We start from the raw sequence: 25547 nt of genomic DNA on the forward strand, positions 1-25547 counted from the left end.
ATGTTCGGCTTTATCGACGGAGTATTATCTTTCTTGCTATTAATTCTACGCCAGCTTGGTAACGTTTAGCTGATGCATTCAGTGCTAATGCTAATGCACTGTCTGCAATTAACTCAAATTGTTGAGGTAATGAGTTAATTTTAATAGGTAAGAAGTCGAGTAATCGGTTATCACCAAAAGTCCCTAGTTTCAGCTTATCCATTAGTGTTGGTTGTTCAATTAACACATCCAAAATACCTTCCAATAAAGTATAAGAAGTCACAATAATTGCATCTGGCAATTTATTTTCTGCCATCCATGTACTTAAAATAGCTTTGCCTGACTCACTATTAAAGTTATCACCATAACCACTAACAGCTATTAAACCTCGCTCTTTTACTTGTGCTTCAAAACCGGCATGACGTTGTCGAGAAATATTAAGGTTAGGTAATGCCCCAATTAAACCAATTGTTTTTACATCTTTTGAAATTAAAGAAGCGGTTAACTCATAAGCGCCATCAAAGTCTTCGCTGATCACACATCCAAAATGCTCATCATCTAAAGCTCGGTCAATGGCGATGATTGGAGTGCCTTGTTGTTGAATAGGAAGATAGTAATCACTGCTATTGGCTAATGAACTAGCCACAAATAACGCATCGATACGACGGCTTAGTAATGCCTTTACCAAGTTCTTTTCAGTCTCTGGATCGTCGTCGGAACAGCCAATGAGAATTTGGTATCCAGCTTTACGGGAGTTATATTCTAATAGTTTTGCGAGCTTGGTATAACTGCTGTTTTCAAGATCTGGAATAATTAAACCAAAGGAGCGACTGCTGCCTGCGCGTAAAGAAGAGGCTGCATGATCTGGGCTATAGTTATGTTCATTAACTACAGTCATGACTTTTAATTGGGTCTTTTCACTGATTCGATACTGCTTTGCTTTACCGTTAATGACATAACTGGCAGTGGTTTTTGAAACACCTGCTAGTTTTGCAATTTTATCTAATGTCATTGTGAAGATCCTTAATTTTGTCGGTAAGATCATATTTATGACGATCTTTTTTATTAACTGGTTGCATTATACGCTGAATCGATTCAGTATAAAAGCTGAAACGATTCAGTTGTGTTTTTAACTTTTTAAAAGAGCGATTTTATAACGTGTTTTTAGCTGGTTAATTAACTTAACTGAATTTTTTTACACTATTTGCTGAATCGATTCAGTTAGGCGAAAGTGTAATGGTTAATTTTATAAATAAAAAGTGAGAGGTTCAGGTTGATGCTGAAACTAACCAATAACGACATTACCATGGCGCAGGTTGCTAAGGATAAAATAGCTGCTATTAAAGCGATTGCAAAGCAGATGAATAACCGAGATTTAGTTACTGCGGACTATGTGGACGGTATGCTAAATCGAGAGTTACAAAACTCAACATTCTTAGGTAACGGTATTGCCATCCCACATGGCACAACCGATACCCGATCTTTAGTTAATCAAACTGGCGTAGTAATTCATCACTTCCCCAATGGAGTTAATTGGGGAGATAACAACTTAGTTTATGTAGCGATTGGTATCGCTGCTAAATCCGATGAACATTTAGATATCTTGAAGCAGTTAACCAAGGTGTTATCCGTTGATGGGGTAGAAGAGAAACTAAAAGCTGCAACCAATAAAGAAGACATTATTTCGTTATTAAATGGTGACGTGCAATTTGAGGCTGATTTCAATCAACAGCTTATTCAATTAAATTTTCCAGCGACAGACATAATCGAAATAACTGCGGTTGCTGGTGGTTTATTAAAAAAACAAGGTGCTGTGGATAACCAGTTTGTTGCAGAGTTAGTCGTTAAAGAACCAACTCATTTGGGCAACGGCTTATGGCTTGTTAGCGAGAATAAAGCCGTTAAACGTTCTGCGATGGCTTTTGTGACAACGAATGAACTGTGTAATGTAAATGGTAAAGAAGTGAAAGGTTTGATTGCTATTGCGGCATGCAACCAAGCACATCATGCTTTTTTAAAGGCGCTAAGCACTTGTATTTTTGAACAACAACAAGCGCAGTTGTTAGCTAGTTCTCCAGATAAATTAATCGAATATTTTACTGTAAATGAGCACGTTGAAACCACAACTGATGGAGCATTGAGCGACACATTTAAGATCAATAATACTCATGGGTTACATGCTCGTCCAAGTGCAATGTTAGTGGCTACAGCTAAATTATTTAACGCCAATATTATGGTTAAAAACCTAGATGGTGAGCCAAAATCAGTTAACGCTAAAAGCTTGATGAAGGTCATTGGACTAGGCGTTAAATATGGAGATAGGTTGCAATTTACCGTTGACGGTGATGATGCATCGGCAGCATTAAAAGCGATCGGTGAAGCCATTACATCTGGATTAAGCGAGGGATAAAAATGAGTGGCTCAAATAATAAAGTAGTAACCATCACTTTGAACCCAGCATTAGATCTAACGGGTAGTGTAAGTGAATTGAATCTAGGGACAGTAAATCTAGCACATCAAGGTTCACTCCATGCAGCTGGTAAAGGTGTCAATGTTGCTAGAGTACTTTCAGACTTAGGTGCTGACGTTACGGTAACTGGTTTTTTAGGGCGCGATAATGATGCTTTATTTTGTACTTTATTTGAAGAAATGAATGCACAAGATCAGTTTATTCGCGTAGATGGCGCTACACGTATTAACGTGAAATTAGTAGAAGAAAGTGGTCAGGTCAGCGATATCAACTTTCCCGGTGTGAAGGTAACTGCACAAGCTATCTCTGAATTTGAAACAAATTTATGGGCGCTAGCAGAAACACATCACTTTTTTGTGTTAGCCGGAAGCCTACCGACCGGTATTACACCAGAATTGTGTGCAAGCTGGATTAAAAAGCTCCATGACATGGGTAAAAAAGTCATTTTTGATAGTAGCCGTGCTGCATTAGTTGCTGGGTTAACAGCACAACCTTGGTTAATTAAACCTAATGATGAAGAATTATCTGAATTAGTAGGGACAAAGCTTGCTTCTGCGCAGGCTTGCCAACAAGCTGCCGAGAATTTAGCGGCTAAAGGGATTGATAATGTAGTGGTTTCATTGGGAGAAAAAGGAGTGATGTGGCTAGCTAAGGACAAACAGGAACTTCAGTGGCGTTTTGCCCAACCGCCTAAAATGAGTGTCGTTAGCACGGTTGGAGCCGGCGATACCCTAGTGGCTGGTTTGTGCTGGGGACATTTACAGGCATGGCAGCCAGAACAGACTTTATCCTTTGCTACTGCTCTTTCAGCTTTGGCTGTTTCGCAAGTTGGCGTAGGGATAGAAAGTATTGAAACCGTTACTGAACTACAAAAAAAAGTAACGTTAAATAACCTTTTTTAATAGTTTTAGAAACTGAGTTAAGGATTGATTATGAAAAATATAGTGATGGTAACTGCTTGCCCAAGTGGTGTTGCAAATAGCATTATTGCTGCGGCTTTATTAAAAAAAGCGGCTCAAACATTAAATATAGAAGCAGTGATTGAATGCCAGTCAACTGTGTTGCCTGTTGAGGTGTTAACTGAGCAACAAATTGCTGATGCTGACGCTGTGTTGATTGTTAGTAATGGCGAAATCGATAACAGCCGTTTTCTAGGTAAAAAAGTGTATCAAGGAGATATTTCAGAATGCACTAGTGACGCAACATTATGGTTAGAGACAGCATTAACTAAATTAACGGTATTGGATGCAACACAAGTAACTGAAATTTCTGCACCTTCATCTTCACTTTCTGAAACTGATAGTGTGAAACATATTGTTGCTATTACCGCTTGTCCTACGGGTGTTGCACATACCTTTATGGCTGCGGAAGCATTAGAAGCAGAAGCGAAGCGTCAAGGTTTTAGTATTAAAGTCGAAACACGTGGCTCGGTAGGAGCAAAAAATCAATTAACTGATCAGGACATCAGTTCTGCTGATTTAGTTATTATTGCTGCAGATATTGAAGTGTCTTTAGATCGTTTTAATGGCAAACGTTTATATAAAACCAGTACAAGCCTTGCCCTAAAGAAGACTCAACAAGAGATCGATAAAGCGTTTGCTGAAGCGAGTATTTATAAAGGAACGGGTAACTCAAGCAATACTGCTACAGAAGAGAAAAAAGGTGCTTATAAACATCTAATGACAGGTGTTTCGCATATGCTGCCTGTGGTTATTGCAGGTGGTTTATTAATTGCCTTGTCCTTTGTCTTTGGTATTGAAGCCTTTAAAGAAGAGGGGACTTTAGCTGCAACACTAATGGATATAGGTGGCGGTGCAGCCTTTGCGTTAATGATTCCAGTTTTAGCAGGGTTTATTGCCTTTTCAATTGCTGACAGACCTGGATTGGCACCTGGATTAATTGGAGGTATGTTAGCGAGTCAATTAGGTGCTGGTTTCCTTGGCGGGATTGCTGCTGGTTTTATTGCAGGTTATGCGGCTAAGTTTATTGCTGACAAGGTATCACTACCGCAATCTATGGAAGCATTGAAACCTATTTTAATTATTCCGTTTTTAGCGAGTTTAGTTACAGGTCTAGTGATGATTTATATCGTTGGTGGTCCGGTGGCTGCAATTATGGCCGCATTAACTGACTTTTTGACTAATATGGGCTCAACAAATGCGGTGCTATTAGGCATAGTACTAGGTTGTATGATGTGTTTTGACCTAGGTGGTCCAGTTAATAAAGCAGCTTACACCTTTGGTGTTGGTTTGTTAGCATCTCAGTCATATGGGCCAATGGCTGCTATTATGGCGGCGGGTATGGTACCTGCTTTAGGGATGGGCTTAGCGACTTTCTTAGCGAAACAAAAGTTTATTGCCACTGAACAAGAAGCAGGTAAAGCCTCTTTTGTATTAGGGTTATGTTTTATTTCTGAAGGTGCGATTCCATTTGCAGCTAAAGATCCAATGCGCGTGATTCCAAGCTGTATGTTAGGTGGCGCAATTACTGGTGGTTTATCTATGTTATTCGGTGCGCAGTTATTAGCACCTCATGGTGGATTGTTTGTACTACTTATTCCAAACGCAATTACACCTGTATTAATGTATTTGGTAGCGATTGCCGCAGGGACATTAGTGACTGGTTTTACTTATGCTTTTTTAAAAAATAAAGCGGATGTTAAAGCCGCTAGTGCATAATCATATTAAATAAGTGTGATTGCTATAAATTAGATTGATAAAACTAAAAAGGGGGATAACGATTAAGATCGTTATCCCCCTTTTTTAATCAACCAACTTAATGTTGCAATTAATCTGCTGATTCGTGTTCTAGTACTGCGATGTTTTTATCAGAAACTAATGGACCCGTTTGGTGATGCGAGTCGCTTTCATCTTCAGTAATATAGTTAAGTAAGCAACTACTGTAGTTTGCTTCTGCTTTCGCTACGTGTTTACCATCGTCACTTCGGATTAATATCGTATCACCCGCAGAGAATTCCCCATGAACCTCAAGGATTTCATTACTAGTTAGTTGGTCACAATGTTCATCGAGTGGGTATTCAAATCCATCTTCAATAACGACTTCGCCTTGAGCTTTTGATGTATGTGTCATCCAATGTAAGTCTTCTTCCATTGGTTTCGCATAAGGGGCAAAAATAGTACCTGGATTTTTACCTAATATTAATTGTTCAAAAGAGTGCTCTTTAAAGCCGTTAATGATGTAAGTGGTTAAACCATGTGATGTTGCTTTTTCTGCAGCTTCTATTTTAGTTTGCATACCACCAGTACCTACACTGCTATGTGCGCCACCGGCCATATCGAAAATACTTTGGTCGATAGTATTAACGTTTTTAATCATTACCGCATCGTCATTAGTATGCGGATTTTTATCGTATAGACCATCGATATCTGAGCAGATAATTAAAGCATCTGCATCCGCCGCTGCGGCTACCATTGCAGATAGATTGTCGTTATCGCCTACTTTTAATGCGTCAGTTGTTACTACATCATTTTCATTTACTACCGGTAAAATACCATGGTCAAGTAATGCAAAAATAGTTTCACGTACACTGTCGTAACGTTCACGGTCTTGGAAGTCACCGTGAGTTAATAAAATTTGTGCAGAAGGGAAATCAAAGAAACGATCCCAAGCAGCCATCATCTCGTTTTGACCGGCTGCAGCCATCGCTTTTTTTATTGGTAATGAAGGCTTGTCAATGTTGCCAAAGAAGTGAGCGCCTGCGGCTACTGAGCCTGAAGATACCAGGATGACTTCTGTGCCTCTGTCTCGGCATTGTAAAATAAATTTGGCGATATGTAATAGGTAACGAGAACTGCAGCCTTTTCTTTCAGGGGCTATTAGTGCACTACCAACTTTTAATACAATTCGATTCCACTTATGATTTTTCATATTTTCTCTTTTAGCTTTTTACTGCATTACTCTTTATTCTTATATACAACATTAATCGCAAGAGTAAGAAGCGATTAACTGCTTTAGATAACTATGTTAAATCAGCAATTTCATAGCTCTATTCGGATAATTAGTTTGTTAGATTGTGTTTTAGGAACGGGTGGATCTTGGAGGGGGAAGGTTTGTTGATATACGATAATTTCTCATGAGAGCCATTATTTTATGTCCTGCCTTACTAGGTTGATTCAAAGATTAATTACATAAAAAAAAGAGTCTTAAATATGTAATCAAATCTAGTGTAACATATTTATAACAACTTTTTGTTTAATTTTTAGTCACAGGAAATAGACTCGTTATACCTTGGAAAGTTCAGGCTTTATTATAAATCTACTTTTGATTGTCGTACTTTTATTTTATACTTTAGCGCTCACCTTCAAAAACCTATTAAAAACAAAAAATAGTCATTGGCTATTAAACTAATTGAAACTAACAATTTTACCTATTGAGATTTTTACTACATAATGCTTCTCATGGACTCGAGGAACGAGTTCAAAAAGTAAATAACCCAAACTTAATAGGAATATCAAAATGATCAATACTAAATTGAAACCATTCAACGCAAGTGCTTTTAAATCTGGTGAGTTCGTAGAAATTTCAGAAAAAGACGTACTAGGTAAATGGTCTATCTTTTTCTTCTACCCAGCTGACTTTACTTTTGTATGTCCTACTGAATTAGGTGACGTTGCTGATCACTACGAAGAATTACAAAAGCGTGGCGTAGAAGTTTTCTCTGTATCAACTGATACTCACTTCACTCACAAAGCATGGCACGACAGTTCAGAGACTATTGGTAAAATCAACTACTTCATGGTTGGTGACCAATCAGGTAACATCACAAATAACTTCAACGTTATGCGTGAAGGTCAAGGCCTTGCAGACCGTGCTACATTCCTAATCGATCCAGAAGGTACAATCCAAGCAATGGAAATCACTGCTGAAGGTATTGGCCGTGACGCTGAAGACTTACTACGTAAAGTTAAAGCTGCTCAATATGTTGCTGCTCACCCAGGTGAAGTATGTCCAGCAAAATGGAAAGAAGGTGAAGAAACTCTAGCTCCTTCTTTAGACCTAGTAGGTAAAATCTAAGTCTAAAAAGCTAAGTAACTTGTTTGTTGCTTAGCACTAAATAGACCTTAGTCTGCAAGACTGAGGTCATTTAAAAATAGATTTTTATAAAGCCTTATTGACGAGAGAGTCGATTTTTAAATTAACCAATTTGCTTACTCACGTTTTTTACTAAACGTGCACAAACACAGCTATAAAAAATTACAAAGGTGGGATTATGTTAGACCAAAATATGAAGACGCAATTAAAAGCGTACTTAGACAACTTAAAAACTGAAGTAAAACTTGTTCTTAGTCTTGATGACAGTGAAACTGCTAAAAAACTGAAAACACTGGCAACTGATATTGCATCATTGCATGATAAAGTATCTGTAGTTGAAGATCAATCTGCAAGTACTCGTAAACCAATCATGCAAGTGGTTAATCCAACGAAAAATACAGCTATCGGTTTCGCTGGTTTACCAATGGGTCACGAATTCACATCGTTAGTATTAGCATTATTGCATACTGGTGGTCACCCAATGAAAATTGATGCAGAAGTGATTGAGCAAGTACGCAACCTTGAAGGGGAGTTTAACTTTGAAGTATTCATCTCTCTAAGCTGTCAGAACTGTCCTGATGTTGTACAAGCATTAAACATGATGGCTGCAATTAACCCAAACATCAAAGCGACTATGATTGATGGTGGTGCGTTTCAAGACGAAGTTGCAGAGCGTAACATCATGGCTGTACCAAGCGTATACTTAAACGGTGAAGTATTTACACAGGGCCGTATCACATTAACTGAAATCTTAAGTAAAGTTGATACGGGGGCTGCGAAAAAACAAGCTGCGGCGTTAAATGAAAAAGAACCATATGAAGTACTCGTTGTTGGTGGTGGTCCTGCAGGTGCATCTGCAGCTATTTACGCTGCTCGTAAAGGTATTCGTACTGGTGTTGTTGCTGAACGTTTCGGCGGACAAGTAATGGATACAATGGCGATTGAAAACTTTATCTCTGTAAAAGAGACTCAAGGTCCTAAATTAGCTGCTGCTCTTGAAGAACACGTTAAAGAATACGATGTAGATATCATGAATGAGCAACGTGCTGACTCAGTTGTTGCTGCAGAAAAAACAGAAGATGGTTACATCCACGTTTCATTAGAAAGCGGTGCAACATTAAAAAGCCGTAGCGTTATCTTATCAACAGGTGCTCGTTGGAGAAAAATGAACGTACCTGGTGAACAAGAATACAGCAATAAAGGTGTTGCTTACTGTCCTCACTGTGACGGTCCATTATTCAAAGGTAAAAAAGTAGCGGTAATTGGTGGTGGTAACTCAGGTATTGAAGCGGCAATCGACCTAGCTGGTATCGTAGCGCACGTAACTGTTTTAGAGTTTGCTGATACATTACGTGCAGACCAAGTATTAGTAGATAAAGCAAACAGTATTGCTAATATCGACATTGTTAAAAGTGCACAAACAACCGAAGTGGTTGGAGATGGTACTCGTGTTACTTCACTTAAATACCTTGACCGTGTTAGCAACCAAGAACACGAAGTTGAACTATCAGGTATCTTTGTGCAAATCGGTCTAGTGCCAAACAGTGATTTCTTAAAAGATAGCGGTGTTGCTTTATCACCACGTGGTGAAATCGAAGTGAATGCAAAAGGTGAAACGTCATTACCAGGTGTATTCGCTGCAGGTGATGTAACAACGGTTCCTTACAAGCAGATTATCATTGCAATGGGTGAAGGTTCTAAGGCAAGCTTAAGTGCATTTGACCACTTAATTAGAACCCCAGCTCCAGTAACAAAAGTCGCTGAAGTCGCTTAATTTACAATAACAGTTTTTGTTATAGCCACTTAACAAAGTGGCTAATTATAACAACAGGCCAACTACTATGTATTTGGCCTTTTTTGTTTTATATCAGTTAGACTCATTCATCGTCTTTTCGTTAATTTCCTGGCAGAAAATTAAAGAGTTAATCTTTAGAATATTTCATTTACGTCTTAAACTAAGTCATTTCTCCTGCGCAAAATTTAGAATACTTATTTAAATTGGTGTTCATCTATCCTCTTCGACGTCATTAATTCTTTAACGCTTTACTTGTTACTCACTCCAAACATAATATCAGTGCGTGTTTATAGCTAAGGCAGACTCAGTTCAAAAGTCTGGCCACAAAGAGTGCTTGTGCAATTTTAGAGTTATTTCTCTAGGTTTAGGCTTGCACTTTGATTAAAAACGAAAAATTTAGCACATAGCTGTGGTTATGATATTGTAGATAAAATGATTACTTTAAATTCAGGAGGATATTTTGAATCAGCTAATAAATATTATTATTTGTATTTTCTTACCACCACTGGCGGTATTGTTGAAGTTTGGATTAGGAAAAGATTTTCTAATTAACTTAATTTTAAGTATTTTCTTCTGGGTTCCGGGGATTATACATGCTTTATGGGTGACGACGCGTTAGGTCTAATAACTTAAGGTTAAGGTCTCGTTATAAAAATGCCTCAGTCATCTTATGGCTGAGGCATTTTTGTTTTTATATTTAGGTTTCCTATTATTTAATCGTGAACTTTACATCTGCATCGCGTAATAGGTACAAGGCAAAGCACGCAGCCCACATCGGCCAAGCTGCAAAAAACAGCAAGCTGTTAAACGGATCTGCATATTTTGCAAAAGCAGAAAGTGTTGAACCACCGTGCATTAAAAAAATCAGTCCATAAGTAAAGCGTTTCTTAATACCTGCTACAAAAGCTAATACTAAAAGCAATTGTAAGGATCCGATTAGGTAACTGATTAAGTCACTACTACCTAGTCCATAATACTTTTCAAATACCACAACTGAGTGACCGGGATTTACAAATTTATCCATGGTCCAAACAAACATAACAATGAAAACACCTAAACGCAGTGAGAATAAGCTAGTTTGTAGACGATTTATTAATACGGGGGAAATAGATTGAGACATTAAAACTTCCTTGGTTAAAAGTATCGATATATCAATAAAAAACCCAGCGTCAAGGCTGGGTTGTTATTAGTGCGATATCTTACTTAATAGTGAACTTTACATCTTCATCACGTAGTAAATAAAGTGCAAAACAAGCTGCCCACATTGGCCAAGCTGCAAAGAACAGTAGATTATTAAAGCCATCCATGTACTGGTTGTAAGCTGATAAAGTTGATGCACCATGTAAAATGAAAATTAAACCGTAAGTTAGGCGTTTTTTAATCCCACCTAAGAAAGCTAATACTAATACCAGTTGCACTGCTCCTAGTATATAAACTGCAAGTGTGCTTGAGCTTACACCGTAAAATATTTCAAATACTTTTGCACTATGAGCTGGATTCACGAATTTATCCATAGTCCACATGAACATAACGATAAACACACCTAAACGCAGTGCTAATAGAGCACATTGCAGACGACTTTTTGTATCCGTTGATAAAGCTTGTGACATTAGGTTTTCCTTAGATTTTTAAAAATTTTAGTTTGGAATTAATAAAGACCTAGCGCTATTCAATTTAATTTCACAATTTTGAAATTTAATTAGAATAAATGGGAAATCCAGTGATGATTAATAAAAGTTATATTTATTATTAAGTTATCTGCTTTGAATTATTGTTAATGGGATAGCTGACTGATTGGGTAAGTAGAGAATAGTAGTTGCGACACATAGGGGACGCAACTGATTCATATTTTGGTTAAGTCACTTTTTAAGCTACTGGTTATGAAATTATTTAACTAGATCGTGACTCAATCCCTTTCAATAAAGATTATTTATTTGGACGTTTTGATGATTGGCGACGACGGCCTTTTTGTGCTTTTTTAGGTGCATAAGCGGCATCTGAGTTAGGCACAACTAATTTAGGCTCAAATCCTTCAATCACTTCACGTTTAATAAAGTAACCTAGGTGTTGTTCAATGGCGCATAAGTTACGGAAATCATCTCGCGAGACTAATGAAATCGCTTCGCCAGCAGCCCCTGCACGACCTGTACGACCAATGCGATGTACGTAATCTTCAGCTTCATCAGGTAAATCGTAGTTGATCACGCGTTCTAAATCATCAATATCAATGCCACGTGCCGCAATACCCGTTGCCACTAAGAATTGTATTTTACCTGCTTTAAATTCCTCCATTAATTGTTCTCGCATCGCTTGGCTACGACCACTATGGAAAGATTCTGCTGCAATCTCACGCTTTTCTAGCTGGCTCACTAATTTAGCTGCACCACGTTTCGTTTCGATGAAAATCAACGCTTGTTGCCATTTATTGTCATGAATTAAATGACTTAATAATGCCGATTTAAACTCTTTATCGACGGTAATTAAATGTTGCTCAATCTTCGGCACGGTGACATTTTCAGGTGCTATTGAAATCTCAACGGCATCTGTTACTGCTGTTCTTGCAAGGAAACGGACTTGCTTTGATAGGGTTGCTGAAAATAATAGGTTTTGACGTTGCTCTGGTAACTTTTCAACCACTTTATTAATGTCGCTAATAAAGCCCATATCTAACATACGGTCAGCTTCATCGATGACTAAAATAGTGGTTTCATCAAAATGAATAGCACGGCGTGTGTACATATCCAATAAACGGCCTGGTGTAGCAACAAGTATATCTACGCCATCAATCAAGCGTTGCTTCTGTGGTTCGATGTCGATACCGCCATACATAGCCATTGAGCTAATATTGATATGTTTAGCGTAATGTTGAATGTTCTCTTCAACTTGAATAGCAAGTTCACGTGTTGGCGTCAAAATAATTGCATGAACACGTTTAGGGCGAACTATTGGCGCATCAATTAATTTTTGTAAAATAGGTAATACAAAGCTGGCTGTTTTACCGGTCCCTGTTTGTGCTGCTGCAATGACATTCTTGCCTGCTAACACTTTAGGAATTGCCTTTTCTTGAATAGGCGTTGGTGCTTGGTAACCTTGCTCGGTGACTGCTTGTACAATTGGATCGCTTAATCCAAGGGATGAAAATGACATAAATTTCTCTAATTAAAACGATAATGGCCAGTTAAACTGACCATTATAGGGTTATATTCTGTTGAATAACGGTGATTGATTCATTGAACCATCTCACCGTCTCCACTAATAGGTGATTAAGCTAATTTCTTAGCTTCTTCCTGACTTGCTAGGTATTCGTTGTATGTACCTTGGAAATCAATAACTTGTTTATCTTTAATATCGATAATACGTGTTGCTAATGACGATACAAATTCACGGTCATGACTCACAAAAATCAAGGTACCTTTAAATTCTTTTAGGGCATTATTTAAAGCATCAATAGCTTCTAAGTCCATGTGATTAGTAGGTTCATCCATCACTAATACATTGACGTCTTGCATCATTAATTTACCAAATAACAGACGGTTTTTCTCACCACCTGAACAGTTACGTGCTTTTTTGTTAGCGTCATCATCAGTAAAGAGTAGACGCCCTAAAATACCGCGCACCATTAAATCGTTATGTTTGCTTGTACGCCATTGCCCCATCCAATCCATTAACGTTAGATCGTTGTCAAAGTCTTTTGAACTATCTTGTGGGCAGTAACCGATAGAGGCATTTTCAGACCACTTAACTACACCTTCGTTGTGTTGTAAGTCATTCACTAAACAACGCATAAAGGTCGTTTTACCGACACCATTCTCACCAATAATTGCCAGTTTAGCTCCAGCTTCTAAGATGATATCACCACCGATAAATAATGGCCCTTCATCAAAGCCATGGCCTAAGCCTTCTAATACTAGTGCTTGGCGATGCATTTTTTTACCTTCGTCAAAAGATAGAGAAGGATGCAGACGGCTGGTTGCCTTCACTTCATCAAGCTTGATTTTATCCATTTTCTTAGCACGAGAACTTGCTTGTTTCGCTTTAGACGCGTTAGCACCAAAACGGTTTACAAAGTCTTGTAGTTCATCTATCTCAGCGCTTTTCTTCGCATTCTCAGATAATAGTTGCTCACGGATTAATGACGATGCTTCCAGGAAGTATTCATAGTTACCTGGGTAAATACGTAATTCACCGTAATCGATATCTGCCATGTGTGTACAAACTGAGTTTAAGAAATGACGGTCATGCGAGATGATAATCATAGTACAGCGGCGTTTGTTTAACTCGTCAGACAACCAGTTGATAGTATTAATATCCAAGTTATTGGTTGGCTCATCCAGTAATAGTAAATCTGGGTTAGCGAATAATGCTTGTGCTAATAACACACGCAGTTTCCAACCTGGCGCAACTTGCTTCATTAAACCAAAATGAAACTCTTCTTCAATACCTGCTGCTAAAAGTATATCACCAGCACGACTTTCTGCCGTATAACCGCCCATTTCAGCAAACTCACTTTCTAGTTCGCCCACTTTCATGCCATCTTCTTCTGACATCTCTGGCAAGCTATAGATGCGGTCACGCTCTTGTTTGACTTTCCACAGCTCTTTATCACCCATGATCACCGCGTCAATAACAGTGTATTCTTCAAAGGCAAATTGATCCTGACTTAGGGTACCCATTCTTATGCCGGGATCTAAAGAAACATTACCAGCGCTTGGCTCTTGTGCGCCAGTTAGGATTTTCATGAAGGTTGATTTTCCGCAGCCATTTGCACCAATTAAACCGTAACGGTTGTAGTTACCAAATTTGGCAGAAATGTTTTCAAATAAAGGCTCAGCGCCAAATTGCATTGTAATGTTTGCGGTAGATATCAAAATCAAGATTCCATCAGTTAAGAGTAGCGTGATACGCAAAATAGCATTATCAAGCTACAGAAATATTTAGGTCGGGCAGTATACAGATTAAGCAGCGAAAATATCGAATTATGTGATGAAAAGCAGCGTTTTTTTGGTTTATTTTTAATCAGCTTTATTTATACCTTCGTGATTAAAAATAAATGTACGCTTTTATTTTAGGAGTACTTTTATTTTTAGCTTGTTAATAGGTGTCTCTAACCGCTTAATGTAGTTGTTTTTATCGCGTTTAAATATGTTTTATGGAACACAAGTTTTTTGCTGAAAAACTGATATTCAATCAAAAGAGAAATATCTTTATGTTTTTAGTGATGGGGATATTTGTCCCCTTTTGTGTTGGGTTTTGTTTTAATGTCTATGCGGACAGTATCCTGCTGGAAAAATCCGAAATCATCATAACTGAAGAGTATATCACTATTAACCAAGGGCTGATTAGAGCTGCAGGGGGAGATTTTTAGTGAAATAAAGTCAATATATTGGGTGAAAAAAGACAGTGTATTATTAGCCATTAAAGTCAGATAAAAAGTTTATGCTTGGCTCATTATCCGACCATTGATTTGAAACGGTAAAACAGCACTCGAAAATACTGTTGCTGCTAATGGTTAACGCTCATTTATCTTTATTGGTTTTTTTGTAGTGGCTGGGTACTTAGCTTGATTGGTGTGTGGCCTATCAAAAAACACGATCTTGTTGGGCCTAGATGACCGCTATGATTGGACTTTTTATTTATACCCCATTTATTTATATTTCATAGGTTTAGCAGGGATATTGGAGCTGCATAGTGCTCATAAAGAAAGAGATGAGAAAGCTTTTTTGAAAGAGTTGCTGCAAAAAGAGCCACAAAATGCAATGCAATAGACAATTGAAAATGTTAATAAAATAAGGAGCTAAACATAAACTGTTATAAGTATAGCTCCTTACCTTTATTTACAGTCCTTGCTGATATTGTGCATTGGTCGACACAGGAATTAAATTTGTCACAGTGACTTCTGCTTGTTGATCGCCTGCTAAGAAATCTTCAAAGTATTTAATTAACTCCGCCTTATCTTGTTTCTCTTTTGAACCTGAACCTATATCCGTTAGGTCAATAAAGAATTCATCAAATAAGTTTGAGAAGTCTTTAATTGCTTCAAAGTTTAAGAATTGTTCATGGTTGTAAATACTTGGATAACCACCTAGTTGCTTATCAACAGCAAAAGAGATGCCTTTAACGTTAGTGATCGTTGTGGCTTTTTGACATTTCAACATACAACCATCTTCGATACTAGGTTTGTTACATCCAACGGTTTGTTGGAAGAAACATTGGCGACTAGTCATCATCAAAATAGGGTGGTAAATACTGTATAACATTTTGAAGTTAGCTGGACGTTTGATGTTTTTAATTTGATTACGGTTAATCTCATTTGAGATAAATGCACCTGCACAGTTTAGCTCTTCTTGCATAGTTAATAGTGCGTAAGAGTTAGTGGTGTTTAAAAACGGGCCAGCTATCCATTCAATACCCATTTCAAAGGCTTTATAAGCAATACCTGTATTGTTAGTAACAATACGATCTGGTTTTAATTCTTCTAAAATGCGCACAGCTTCAATGTAATCTTTACCGATCAATACTGCTGGGAACCATGGAATGAAACGTGGATTACGAGCTAAAATATCACGCTGTTTATTACAGCGTTTTTTAAAGCTTTCAGGTAGTTTAAAGTAGATATCAGCCTCGGTTAGATCGCCAAGGTAGCCATCTTTTTCATCGCTGATCAACATTGATAGGGTTGGTTTTTCATTGAGTTTTGGGTGCGATGTTAATGTTGGGATAGTTACAGCAGGAATAACTTCCTTTTCACCATTAAGGTAATAAGCGACTTTATTTTTAACATCGGTTAACTCTTTAAATGGGATTGTTAACCCTGCATCTAATTCTGAAAAGTCAAACTCGGCAACATTATAACGGCTGTTTTTGAAGCTTTTAAAGCGTTTTGCAATGGCTTCCTCTGTGACTGCAGATTGCTCAGATTTAATCAGATTAGAGTTTGATTCTACTACAATGGTTTTTTGGTCGATAACGATAGTTACTGTAAATGGTTTATCTAACTGCCCAGAGAAGCTCAGTGACAGGTCACTTTTTTCGATGTTCAAGGTAGCAACTTTTGCAGCGACTTCATCTACTATTTTATTTTTGTCATCGCGTAGAATATCTTGCGCTTCTTGAATTTGTACAACCGAAATAGCGTTACTTTTTTTATTGGCATGAGTAAAGCTGTTATCGCGTGGGTTATCGATAAACATATCTTTGGTTAAGTTGCCTTTTAAGAAGGAGTTAGTGAAATCACGGTTAAATACTTTATATAACGCAGAGTCATCAGCTAATAATTTGCCTGTATCCACAAATTGATTGATCTGCTGACGCCAGCTATCAACGACTGTATGTACGTATTGTGCTCCTTTAATACGCCCTTCAATTTTTAGCGAATCGACACCTGCATCAACTAACTCAGGTAAGTCGAACCAAGCTGAATTATCTTTTAAATTAAGCGGGTACTTGTTACCTGCATTGGTTTCTTCATATTCATCACGGCAAGCTTGACTACAACGGCCACGGTTACCAGAGTTACCAACACTTACTGAGCTTGAATAACATTGCCCAGAAAAAGCAATACATAATGCGCCATGAACAAACACTTCCGTTAATACATCATTATCGTGTGCTAATGCGGTAAGACTTTTGATTTCAGACAGGTTCAATTCACGTGATAAATTGGCACGTGTTGCTCCAATTTTAGCCAGGAACAGTACTTGACCTTCATTATGTGTGGTGAGCTGAGTAGAAGCATGAATATGTAGGCTTGGAAAGAATTTTTTAACTAAGTTAAATAAGCCAAGATCTTGCACAATGATCCCATCAATACCGGTATTAACTAATTGATTTAATAGCTTGGTTAATGCTGGCAATTCATGCTCTAAAATAACAATATTTAAGGTCAGAAAAACTTCACATTGGTATTCATGTGCTAATTTAATTATTCCGACTAGCTCATCAAAAGATAGGTTTGCAGCACGGTTACGAGCATTAAAAATATCTAAGCCACAGTAGATGGCATTAGCTCCCGCGATAATGGCTGCTTTAATGGCATCAACATCACCACCTGGGGCTAACAATTCAATTTTTCTACTCATTTTATTCACCGTCTGTTTAATATATTACTTTGGGCTGGAGTTTACCTTTATATCACTACATTTACTATGGCATTAGATGGTAAGGGAGTTTGAAGCGGCTTTTACCCGGCTCCATATGTCGCAACATTTTAATTAATTCGCCATTTTAAATATTGGCGGGCGTTGTAAATAAATTAATGCTTTAAATTGTTATTTTTCTACGTTTATCTACTTTTTATTTTTATTTTTCTACTACAATCTAGGTATTAATGGATGAAAAGTAATAACAGCAAGGAGAAGTACATTGTTAAATACTATAGGTAGAAGTATTAGAATTAAATTATCACTATCCATCGGGTTAGTGTTTATCTCTTTAATTCTAGTCGTTGTCGCTTACAACTCAGTCACCTCTAAGTTAACTGACGGTATTGAAACGGAAGGGCATCGTTTTATTCCGGCTTTATCGCTAGCTCTCAATGCCGATAGAGATCTTTATCAAGCTTATGTCGCACAACTCGAATATTTACATGAAAATGATCCTGCATTTAAAAAAGATTTTGAAGAAAATGCTCTGCAAACAACAGACAAAATGCAAGAGTATCGTGCGTTATTAGTAGGCTACCCTGAGATCATTGATAAATTGACAGGTTTTGATGAGAGTTATTCCATTTGGAAAAAAGATTCGGATGAATACTTTCAATTATTTGAGCAGGGTAAAAAAGCGGAAGCGGAAGCGTTATTATTTACAGTTAATCGACAACATTTTTCTGAACTAAGAGACATACTTGATACCGCTGGAGAGCTGCTTTATAAAGAGTCTCAAGTTACTATTGATAAGGTTAACGCAGAAGTTGAGAGTGATAAATTTTGGTTACTGTGTTTTATTATTTTTGTCGTTATTGTATCGGCGGTATTAACCTACCTAGTACCAAAAGTGCTAGTAGATGGTATTGATGATTTAACTACACGTATTAAGCAAATTCGTGAAGGAGATGGTGATTTAACTCAACGCATCTCTTCTCAAAGGAAAGATGAGTTAGGTGAGCTTGCTAATGAATTCGATTTCTTTGTTGATAAGTTACACCACCTAATTACATTAATTAAAGAAAATAGTATTTCGTTAAATAGTAATGCAAAAGGGCTAAGAGACATGTCTGTTTCTAGTAAAGACCTAAATGTATCACAACATCAAAAAATTGAAGCCATTGCAACAGCGGTTAACCAATTCAGTGCTTCTGTTCGCGAAGTAGCTGAAAATACTTTAAATGCATCAACAGCAACCAACGAAACGACTGAAATGACCAACAATGGTATGGTATTAATTGACCAGTCTGTGCAAGATGTGAAAGAACTATCACAGTCAATACAACGTGCCAATGACGATATAACAACACTCACTGAAGAGTCGAATAATATTGCGGTGGTGTTGGATGTTATTCGTAATATTGCAGATCAAACCAACTTATTGGCATTAAATGCTGCTATTGAAGCTGCCCGAGCTGGTGAACATGGTCGAGGGTTTGCGGTAGTAGCCGATGAAGTTCGTTCATTAGCAAGTAAAACGCAGCAGTCTACTAATGAAATCCAACAGATGATTGATAAGTTGCAGGCCGGTGTGAAAAATGCAGTTGTGTCCATCGAGGATGGTTTTGATAAAGTACATCGTAATGTAAAATCCACTGAACAAACTCAAACGATGTTTGAAAATATCAAAGATTCAACTAATTTAATTAGTGATATGGTCGCTCAAATTGCTACAGCTACTGAGCAGCAAGGTAATGTATCTGAAGATATTAATAGTAATTTAATAAACGTGAGTGATCAAAATAGAGAAAGTTTAGATGTTTCTGAAAATGTTTATAAGGCATCAATTGAGCTAAATGAGTTGTCTGAGCAATTAAGTGAAAATGTTATTCAGTTTAAAGTGAATTAAGCTTGTTTAAACCTTATTTAATTATATCTATTATTTTAGTCATTGTTTGTTATTGGAGTTTAGGGCTAAACTAAGATTTCGCCCAACCCATCTATTATATTATTAAATAGATGGGTTACTTTCTTCATCTAAAGGAAAAAAATATGATTCAAGTAGGCCAAAAATTACCACCTGCAAATTTAAGCCAATTAACTGCTGATGGTATGCAAACTCATGATGTTAATGAATTATTTGCCGGTAAAAAGGTAGTGTTATTTGCTGTGCCGGGGGGATTTACACCAACTTGTTCAGAAGCGCATTTACCAGGTTATGTGGTACTTGCTGATAAGCTACAAGCAAAAGGCGTGGATTTAATTGCTTGTGTGGCTGTTAATGATGCTTTTGTCATGAAAGCGTGGGGCGAAGTGCATAATGCCTCTGAACTTTTAATGCTAGGTGATGGCGATGCGAGTTTCACAGTAGCGTTAGGTTTAGACAAAGACACTGCAGGTTTTGGTGGCGTTCGTTCACAACGTTATGCAATGATTATTGAAGATGGTGTTGTAACTACATTAAATGTTGAAGAAGCTGGTGAATTTGAAGCGAGTAAAGCTGAAACAATTTTAGCTGCCTTATAGTGATTAATATCATGCTGTACGCGGGAGCTTACAGCATGATTGTTTAATGGCAGATTGGAAGTCTGTGTACTAAAAGTCAATGTAAGCGCTTAAATCAGGGAAGTAACAGACAATCTCAACACCTTCTTTCTTAGCTTGTTCAAATAGGGCTGTATATTTTTTATCTATAAAGCTTGCTGGCTGGACGTTTTTGATACCCGAATGTAATACTGCAAATAATAATACACTACGGTAACCTTGTTGTTTCATCTCAATTAATTCTCTGAGGTGTTTTTGCCCTCGCGTCGTAATCGCATCTGGAAAGTAACCATCTCCAGGTTGAATACGTTCATCTAATAAGGTGCAACTTTTTACTTCTACATAACAGTCTACTTTTTCTGTATCAGTTAAAAGAAAATCGATTCGGCTATTTTCTTCTCCATATTTAACCTCGGCTTTACAGTCTTGGTAATCAAGTAATTCTGGAATGAGATCTTGTGCAATTGCTTCAGCAACCAAGGTGTTAGCTTTAGCGGTATTAACACATATTAAGTGCTTTGCTGGTGTTAGTGTAAATTCCCAGGTGTGTTGGTATTTACGTTTTTTATTCTCTGAAGTGCTGTAAAAAATAGTATCGCCTGGTTGGCCACAACCTGTCATCGCACCAGTGTTTGCACAATAAATGGTTGTTTCTGACCCGTCCATTAAGGTGGCATCAGCTAAAAATCGTTTGTAACGTTTAATCAAAGTCGCCTTTTGCATGGGGGTATTAAATAGCATTATTGTCATTTCCTAACAGTTTAGTAACAAGTTTGTGATTATCTATTTACTATTTAAATGATAATCATTACCATGTGTTGGTTTTAATTTACTGGCACAGGGTATTATACCGATTACAGTTGATAAGTGATTAGTATTATTGTGACTTAATAAATCATGTAACGGATAACATGGAGTGATTGATAATGTCTATTCAAATCGAGATCGGCAAAGAAAAGCTAATGGAATTATTTGAGTTAGGTGTACTTTGCGCTGCTGATTTCCGCTGCCTTACCGCAGACTCAAAACAAACCGTTTCTAAGCTTTGTTTGACTAGTTGCTCTAAGCGCTTACAAACCGCAGCGGCGACTATTCCAATCTCTATTCATAAACAAACACATTAATGCGTCATTGATAGCCATAATAGGGCTAAACTAATCCCTATTTAATCTATTTATGCGATTACATTTTTTAAACAGATCACGTAAACTACGCGCTTATTTTTATGCTCAATGTCAGGTGAATCATGATACGTCTCAACCAAGTTAAATTACCGCTGGATCACAATCAAGATGCGTTACAGCAGTTTGTATTAACAAAGCTCAATATTACAGAGCAACAGTTGGTTAATATTCATGTTTTTAAACGTGGCTATGATGCGCGTAAAAAGAATCAAATCACCTTAATTTATACCTTAGATATCACTTTAACCGATGTTGATGAAGCGGCATTATTAGCAGATTTTTCAACGGATCAGAATGTTCGTATTTCACCTAATACCGATTACCAATATGTAGCATCAGCACCAGCAAATTTACAAGAGCGCCCAATTGTTATTGGTATGGGGCCTTGTGGCTTATTTGTTGCGTTGATCTTAGCGCAAATGGGTTTTAAACCGATTGTACTTGAACGTGGTAAATCAGTGCATGAGCGTGCTAAAGACACGTTCCGTTTTTGGCGTACTAGTGAATTAAATACTGAGTCAAATGTACAATTTGGTGAAGGCGGTGCAGGGACATTTTCTGATGGTAAGTTATATAGCCAAGTGAAAGATCCTGGTTTTAAAGGCTTAAAAGTTAAACAAGAATTTGTTGCTGCTGGTGCACCTGCAGAGATTATCTATGTAAGTAAACCACATATCGGTACTTACAAATTAGTGACCATGGTTGAGAAAATGCGTCGTAAGATAATCGAATTAGGCGGTGAAATTCGCTTTGAAACACGTGTTGAAGAGATCAATATGGAAGAGCAGGGTGAGGATAAACAAGTAACAGGTGTAACTTTACATAACGGAGAGGTTATTAATTCCCGCTATGTGGTTGCAGCGGTGGGGCACAGTGCCCGCGATACTTTCCAAATGTTGCACGATAAAGGTGTTTACATGGAAGCTCAATCATTCTCTATCGGATTCCGAATTGAACATAAACAAGAGATGATTGACCAAGCTCGCTTTGGTATTAATGCGGGTCATCCTATTCTTGGTGCGGCTGATTATAAACTAGTACACCACTGTAAAAATGGTCGTAGTGTATATAGTTTCTGTATGTGCCCAGGTGGCGTAGTGGTTGCTGCAACCTCTGAAGAACACGCCGTAGTTACAAATGGTATGAGTCAATACTCACGGAGCGAGCGTAATGCAAACAGTGCAATTGTTGTGGGTATTTCTCCTGAAGATTTCAATAACGATCCGCTACAGGGTGTAGCTTTACAGCGTAAATTAGAGCGTCATGCTTATGTGATGGGCGGCAGTAATTATGATGCACCAGCACAGATGGTAGGTGACTTCTTAGCCGCTGGTAAAGGCAAACCTTTTGAGAATGTTGAACCGTCATACAAGCCGAATGTAAAAATGACCGATTTGAGTGAGGCTTTACCGGAGTTTGCTATTGATGCGATTCGTGAAGCATTACCTGCTTTTGCAAAGAAAATTCGTGGTTTTGATAGTAAAGACGCAATGTTAACCGGCGTGGAAACGCGTACCTCATCACCTGTACAAATTAAACGCGGTGCCGATTTCCAAAGCTTAAACACTCAAGGTTTATACCCTGGTGGTGAAGGTGCTGGATATGCTGGTGGTATTTTATCTGCGGGTATTGACGGAATTAAAATTGCTGAAGCGGTCGCATTAAAAATGTTAGCAGACCTCGCTGACTAGGCAAATTAAGCAACAACACTAATGAGTAGTAACAGGCGTTGCTACTCATTTACATTTTATTCCCACCTTCATTTTTAAAATGCCCTGTACATTTTTACTTCCCTCTTAAAAACCTGTATATCTATTAACCTTTATTTTTCATAAGAAAAATCCAATACCGATTATATTAACAAGCAAAATAGATTAGTTAATTAATGTGATTGGTATAACAACCGTCGAATTAAGGAACTCAAATGAAAATTGTTTTATTAGATGCACTCACGTTAGGTGATAGTGACTTATCTGTATTTGATACATTAGGAGAGTTAACGGTTTATCAAACAACCGATGCAAAACAAACTGTCGAAAGGTTAGTGGGGCAAGAAGTGATCATTACTAATAAAGTTGTGATCACAGCGCAGCATATGGCTGATAACCCACAATTAAAGTTAATTTGTATTTCAGCAACGGGTACTAACAATGTTGATTTAGAAGCAGCAAACGCAGCTGGTATCGAGGTAAAAAATGTTTCTGGGTATTCTACCGAGAGTGTTAGCCAAGCAACTTTTTCTTTGTTGTTTCAATTGATACATCAAAGCCGTTACTATGATCAATATATTACTGAGAAAAAATGGTGCGAAAGCCCGGTGTTTACTCATATAGAACGCTCTTTTTTTGAAATAAAAGGCAAGCGTTGGGGGGTTATTGCAATGGGTGAAATCGGCCAGCGAGTTGCGCAATTAGCGAGTGCTTTCGGTTGTGATGTTTGCTATTACTCAACATCGGGAAAGAACAGCCAGCAATCGATTCCACAGGTTGATTTGCAAACGCTATTGAGTGAATGTGATGTTATCTCTATTCATGCGCCCCTTAATGCTCAAACAGAAAATTTGATTGGAGCAGAGGAGCTACAGCAGTTAAAACCGGGTGCAATTATATTGAATTTAGGCCGTGGTGGTATTATTGATGAAAGTGCGATGGCAACAGCTTTAGATACGCAAGATATTTATCATGGTACTGATGTCCTAGCGGTAGAGCCGATGCTCGCAGAGCACCCTTATTTTTCTGTCAAAGCTGAACATCGCTTGGTCGTTACACCACACACTGCATGGGCAAGTGTTGAAGCACGTGCTAGCTTAATTGAAAAGGTAGCTAATAATATTCGCACGTTTAGCGTTTAACTAAAGTTAAGCTTAGCCTGAAACTAAAAAGGCCCGATTTTATAACTTATAAAATCGGGCCTTTTATTATGTATTAAGCATTCACTACCATTAAGTGGGTGCTATTTTCGCTATTTAACCAGGGAAGAAGATTAATTTAATTAAGAATAAGATAGCTAGGAACCACACACTCAAACTTAAGTCTTTTGCTTTACCACTGGCAATTTTGATTGCTGCATAAGCAATAAAACCAATAGAAATACCGTTAGCAATAGAGAAGGTTAGTGGCATCATGATCGCAATAATTACTACTGGTGCCGCCTCAGTAATATCATCCCAGTTGATGCTTTTAAGACCGCCAACCATTAACACTGCAACGTATAATAGTGCTCCTGCAGTCGCGTAAGCAGGTACCATTCCAGCTAATGGTGCAAAAAATAACGCTAATAAGAATAACACACCAACAACAACAGCTGTTAAACCAGTGCGGCCACCTTCAGCAACACCTGCCACACTTTCAATGTAACTTGTTGTTGTTGATGTACCTAATACTGAACCTGCCATTGATGCACCACTATCTGCTAGTAGAGCACGATTTAAACGAGGAAGGTTACCATCTTTATCTAGTAGTTTTGCTTTATCAGCAACTGCAATTAAAGTCCCTGAAGTATCAAATAGGTCAACGAATAGGAAGGCAAATACAATGCTGATCATGCCTACGTTAAACGCACCTGCAATATCCATCTGCATAAAGGTAGGTGCAATACTTGGTGGCATAGATACAATACCTGCATATTGTACGTCACCCATAATTAGACTGATGATTGTCACTAGTAAAATGGCTATCATTACACCGCCTTTAACGCGGAAATGAGCAAGTGCAATCGTAGCAATAAATGCTAATGAAGCTAGTGCTGCTGGTAATGCAGTAATATCACCTAAACTTACTAAAGTTGCTGGATTACCTACTACGATGCCGGCATTCTTTAAGGCAATTAACGCTAAGAATAAACCGATACCGGCTGCAATACCTTTGCGCATTGGTAATGGAATTGAGTTGATGATCCACTCTCGGATCTTGAATAAACTTAACAATGTGAAACACACGCCTGATAAGAATACTGCACCTAGTGCAACTTCCCAGCTGTAGCCCATGTGTAGCACTACCACGTATGAAAAGAATGCGTTTAAGCCCATACCTGGTGCTAAAGCAACTGGGTAATTAGCGTATAATCCCATAATAAAACAGCCTACCGCAGCAGCCAAACAAGTTGCTACAAATACTGCGCCTGAATCCATTCCTGTTGCAGATAGCATTGATGGGTTAACAAAGATGATGTAAGCCATGGTTAAGAAGGTCGTGAAACCTGCAACAATTTCTGTTTTAACATTACTGTTGTTTTCGCTCAGTTTAAATAATTTTTCTAACATAATTTTTCCGTTACTAGCTGGTGTAGAGGTCTGGTTCCGTGAGACCTACAAGATTAAAGATTGAGTGTAAATTTTGGTAAGCGAGTAGAATAACTGATTTTAATGTGAGTGTAATTACATTATTAAACTGGATGAGTTAATTTCAGTAGCTTGTGATTGTGCCAAAAATAAAAAACTGGCC

The 25547-nt window shown here is 37.8% G+C and carries 20 protein-coding genes; 11 read left to right on the top strand and 9 right to left on the bottom strand.

Annotation, left to right across the window (positions count from 1 at the left end):
- Window positions 1-10: 10 nt before the first annotated feature.
- Window positions 11-991, bottom strand: a complete 981-nt coding sequence (gene cra, locus AC0L3W_RS17030; protein WP_290039073.1) for a catabolite repressor/activator — start codon at window positions 989-991, stop codon at window positions 11-13.
- Window positions 992-1255: 264 nt separating this feature from the next.
- Between cra and fruB the strand changes: the two genes are divergently transcribed.
- The 3 genes from fruB to fruA are packed head-to-tail and all read left to right on the top strand — an operon-like array spanning window position 1256 to window position 5127.
- Window positions 1256-2389 (top strand): fused PTS fructose transporter subunit IIA/HPr protein, encoded by a 1134-nt coding sequence (gene fruB, locus AC0L3W_RS17035; protein WP_290039074.1) that lies wholly within the window; start codon window positions 1256-1258, stop codon window positions 2387-2389.
- 2 nt (window positions 2390-2391) lie between these two features.
- Window positions 2392-3351, top strand: coding sequence for a 1-phosphofructokinase (pfkB, locus tag AC0L3W_RS17040; RefSeq protein ID WP_409439990.1), 960 nt, complete (start codon window positions 2392-2394; stop codon window positions 3349-3351).
- Window positions 3352-3381: 30 nt separating this feature from the next.
- Entirely contained in the window at window positions 3382-5127 is a 1746-nt protein-coding gene (gene fruA / locus AC0L3W_RS17045; RefSeq protein ID WP_290039076.1) for a PTS fructose transporter subunit IIBC, read from the top strand.
- A 109-nt stretch (window positions 5128-5236) separates the two neighbouring features.
- On the opposite strand, the gene proB is transcribed toward fruA, so the two are convergent.
- Window positions 5237-6337 carry a glutamate 5-kinase gene (gene proB, locus AC0L3W_RS17050; protein WP_290039077.1) on the bottom strand — a complete coding sequence of 367 codons (1101 nt, stop codon included), beginning with the start codon at window positions 6335-6337 and terminating at the stop codon, window positions 5237-5239.
- A gap of 588 nt (window positions 6338-6925) precedes the next feature.
- On the opposite strand from proB, the gene ahpC reads away from it, so the two are divergent.
- From ahpC to AC0L3W_RS17065, 3 genes are all read left to right on the top strand, one after another.
- Window positions 6926-7483, top strand: a complete 558-nt coding sequence (ahpC, locus tag AC0L3W_RS17055; protein WP_473574056.1) for an alkyl hydroperoxide reductase subunit C — start codon at window positions 6926-6928, stop codon at window positions 7481-7483.
- 196 nt (window positions 7484-7679) lie between these two features.
- The gene (gene ahpF / locus AC0L3W_RS17060; RefSeq protein WP_409439989.1) at window positions 7680-9275 is read left to right on the top strand and encodes an alkyl hydroperoxide reductase subunit F; all 1596 of its coding nucleotides are present in this window, start codon (window positions 7680-7682) and stop codon (window positions 9273-9275) included.
- 481 nt (window positions 9276-9756) lie between these two features.
- The gene (locus AC0L3W_RS17065; protein ID WP_113818064.1) at window positions 9757-9915 is read left to right on the top strand and encodes a YqaE/Pmp3 family membrane protein; all 159 of its coding nucleotides are present in this window, start codon (window positions 9757-9759) and stop codon (window positions 9913-9915) included.
- Between the two features lie 90 nt (window positions 9916-10005).
- On the opposite strand, the gene AC0L3W_RS17070 is transcribed toward AC0L3W_RS17065, so the two are convergent.
- From AC0L3W_RS17070 to AC0L3W_RS17090, 5 genes are all read right to left on the bottom strand, one after another.
- Window positions 10006-10416: a hypothetical protein gene (locus tag AC0L3W_RS17070; protein ID WP_290039079.1), complete on the bottom strand. Its 411-nt coding sequence runs from the start codon at window positions 10414-10416 to the stop codon at window positions 10006-10008.
- Window positions 10417-10495: 79 nt separating this feature from the next.
- Window positions 10496-10906: a hypothetical protein gene (locus AC0L3W_RS17075; RefSeq protein ID WP_290039080.1), complete on the bottom strand. Its 411-nt coding sequence runs from the start codon at window positions 10904-10906 to the stop codon at window positions 10496-10498.
- Between the two features lie 316 nt (window positions 10907-11222).
- The gene (locus AC0L3W_RS17080; RefSeq protein WP_290039081.1) at window positions 11223-12443 is read right to left on the bottom strand and encodes a DEAD/DEAH box helicase; all 1221 of its coding nucleotides are present in this window, start codon (window positions 12441-12443) and stop codon (window positions 11223-11225) included.
- 116 nt (window positions 12444-12559) lie between these two features.
- Complete coding sequence (locus AC0L3W_RS17085; RefSeq protein ID WP_409439988.1) at window positions 12560-14164, bottom strand: ABC-F family ATPase; 1605 nt, start codon at window positions 14162-14164, stop codon at window positions 12560-12562.
- A gap of 966 nt (window positions 14165-15130) precedes the next feature.
- Window positions 15131-17374 carry a peptidase U32 family protein gene (locus AC0L3W_RS17090; protein ID WP_409439987.1) on the bottom strand — a complete coding sequence of 748 codons (2244 nt, stop codon included), beginning with the start codon at window positions 17372-17374 and terminating at the stop codon, window positions 15131-15133.
- A 283-nt stretch (window positions 17375-17657) separates the two neighbouring features.
- Here AC0L3W_RS17090 and AC0L3W_RS17095 point away from each other — a divergent pair, with 283 nt between their 5' ends.
- Together AC0L3W_RS17095 and AC0L3W_RS17100 are read left to right on the top strand one after the other, a co-directional pair.
- Window positions 17658-19286, top strand: coding sequence for a methyl-accepting chemotaxis protein (locus tag AC0L3W_RS17095; protein WP_409439986.1), 1629 nt, complete (start codon window positions 17658-17660; stop codon window positions 19284-19286).
- Between the two features lie 143 nt (window positions 19287-19429).
- Window positions 19430-19903 (top strand): peroxiredoxin, encoded by a 474-nt coding sequence (locus tag AC0L3W_RS17100; protein ID WP_409439985.1) that lies wholly within the window; start codon window positions 19430-19432, stop codon window positions 19901-19903.
- Between the two features lie 69 nt (window positions 19904-19972).
- On the opposite strand, the gene sfsA is transcribed toward AC0L3W_RS17100, so the two are convergent.
- The gene (gene sfsA, locus AC0L3W_RS17105; RefSeq protein WP_409439984.1) at window positions 19973-20662 is read right to left on the bottom strand and encodes a DNA/RNA nuclease SfsA; all 690 of its coding nucleotides are present in this window, start codon (window positions 20660-20662) and stop codon (window positions 19973-19975) included.
- A gap of 185 nt (window positions 20663-20847) precedes the next feature.
- Here sfsA and AC0L3W_RS17110 point away from each other — a divergent pair, with 185 nt between their 5' ends.
- The 3 genes from AC0L3W_RS17110 to AC0L3W_RS17120 all read left to right on the top strand — a co-directional run bounded on the left by AC0L3W_RS17110 (window position 20848) and on the right by AC0L3W_RS17120 (window position 23956).
- Window positions 20848-21045: a hypothetical protein gene (locus tag AC0L3W_RS17110; RefSeq protein ID WP_290039087.1), complete on the top strand. Its 198-nt coding sequence runs from the start codon at window positions 20848-20850 to the stop codon at window positions 21043-21045.
- A 122-nt stretch (window positions 21046-21167) separates the two neighbouring features.
- Window positions 21168-22796 (top strand): NAD(P)/FAD-dependent oxidoreductase, encoded by a 1629-nt coding sequence (locus AC0L3W_RS17115; protein WP_409439983.1) that lies wholly within the window; start codon window positions 21168-21170, stop codon window positions 22794-22796.
- 233 nt (window positions 22797-23029) lie between these two features.
- On the top strand, window positions 23030-23956 hold the full coding sequence (locus AC0L3W_RS17120; RefSeq protein WP_409439982.1) for a D-2-hydroxyacid dehydrogenase: 927 nt from the start codon (window positions 23030-23032) through the stop codon (window positions 23954-23956).
- Between the two features lie 114 nt (window positions 23957-24070).
- Here AC0L3W_RS17120 and AC0L3W_RS17125 read toward each other — a convergent pair whose 3' ends face one another.
- The gene (locus tag AC0L3W_RS17125; RefSeq protein ID WP_409439981.1) at window positions 24071-25366 is read right to left on the bottom strand and encodes an NCS2 family permease; all 1296 of its coding nucleotides are present in this window, start codon (window positions 25364-25366) and stop codon (window positions 24071-24073) included.
- Window positions 25367-25547: the final 181 nt, after the last annotated feature.

It is taken from the genome of Psychromonas sp. KJ10-5 (genome assembly GCF_055808325.1).

Coding starts and splice junctions, on each gene's coding strand:
- cra (WP_290039073.1), bottom strand. CDS start 991: ATGACATTAGATAAAATTGCAAAACTAGCAGGTGTTTCAAAAACCACT.
- fruB (WP_290039074.1), top strand. CDS start 1,256: ATGCTGAAACTAACCAATAACGACATTACCATGGCGCAGGTTGCTAAG.
- pfkB (WP_409439990.1), top strand. CDS start 2,392: ATGAGTGGCTCAAATAATAAAGTAGTAACCATCACTTTGAACCCAGCA.
- fruA (WP_290039076.1), top strand. CDS start 3,382: ATGAAAAATATAGTGATGGTAACTGCTTGCCCAAGTGGTGTTGCAAAT.
- proB (WP_290039077.1), bottom strand. CDS start 6,337: ATGAAAAATCATAAGTGGAATCGAATTGTATTAAAAGTTGGTAGTGCA.
- ahpC (WP_473574056.1), top strand. CDS start 6,926: ATGATCAATACTAAATTGAAACCATTCAACGCAAGTGCTTTTAAATCT.
- ahpF (WP_409439989.1), top strand. CDS start 7,680: ATGTTAGACCAAAATATGAAGACGCAATTAAAAGCGTACTTAGACAAC.
- AC0L3W_RS17070 (WP_290039079.1), bottom strand. CDS start 10,416: ATGTCTCAATCTATTTCCCCCGTATTAATAAATCGTCTACAAACTAGC.
- AC0L3W_RS17075 (WP_290039080.1), bottom strand. CDS start 10,906: ATGTCACAAGCTTTATCAACGGATACAAAAAGTCGTCTGCAATGTGCT.
- AC0L3W_RS17080 (WP_290039081.1), bottom strand. CDS start 12,443: ATGTCATTTTCATCCCTTGGATTAAGCGATCCAATTGTACAAGCAGTC.
- AC0L3W_RS17090 (WP_409439987.1), bottom strand. CDS start 17,374: ATGAGTAGAAAAATTGAATTGTTAGCCCCAGGTGGTGATGTTGATGCC.
- AC0L3W_RS17100 (WP_409439985.1), top strand. CDS start 19,430: ATGATTCAAGTAGGCCAAAAATTACCACCTGCAAATTTAAGCCAATTA.
- sfsA (WP_409439984.1), bottom strand. CDS start 20,662: ATGCTATTTAATACCCCCATGCAAAAGGCGACTTTGATTAAACGTTAC.
- AC0L3W_RS17110 (WP_290039087.1), top strand. CDS start 20,848: ATGTCTATTCAAATCGAGATCGGCAAAGAAAAGCTAATGGAATTATTT.
- AC0L3W_RS17115 (WP_409439983.1), top strand. CDS start 21,168: ATGATACGTCTCAACCAAGTTAAATTACCGCTGGATCACAATCAAGAT.
- AC0L3W_RS17120 (WP_409439982.1), top strand. CDS start 23,030: ATGAAAATTGTTTTATTAGATGCACTCACGTTAGGTGATAGTGACTTA.
- AC0L3W_RS17125 (WP_409439981.1), bottom strand. CDS start 25,366: ATGTTAGAAAAATTATTTAAACTGAGCGAAAACAACAGTAATGTTAAA.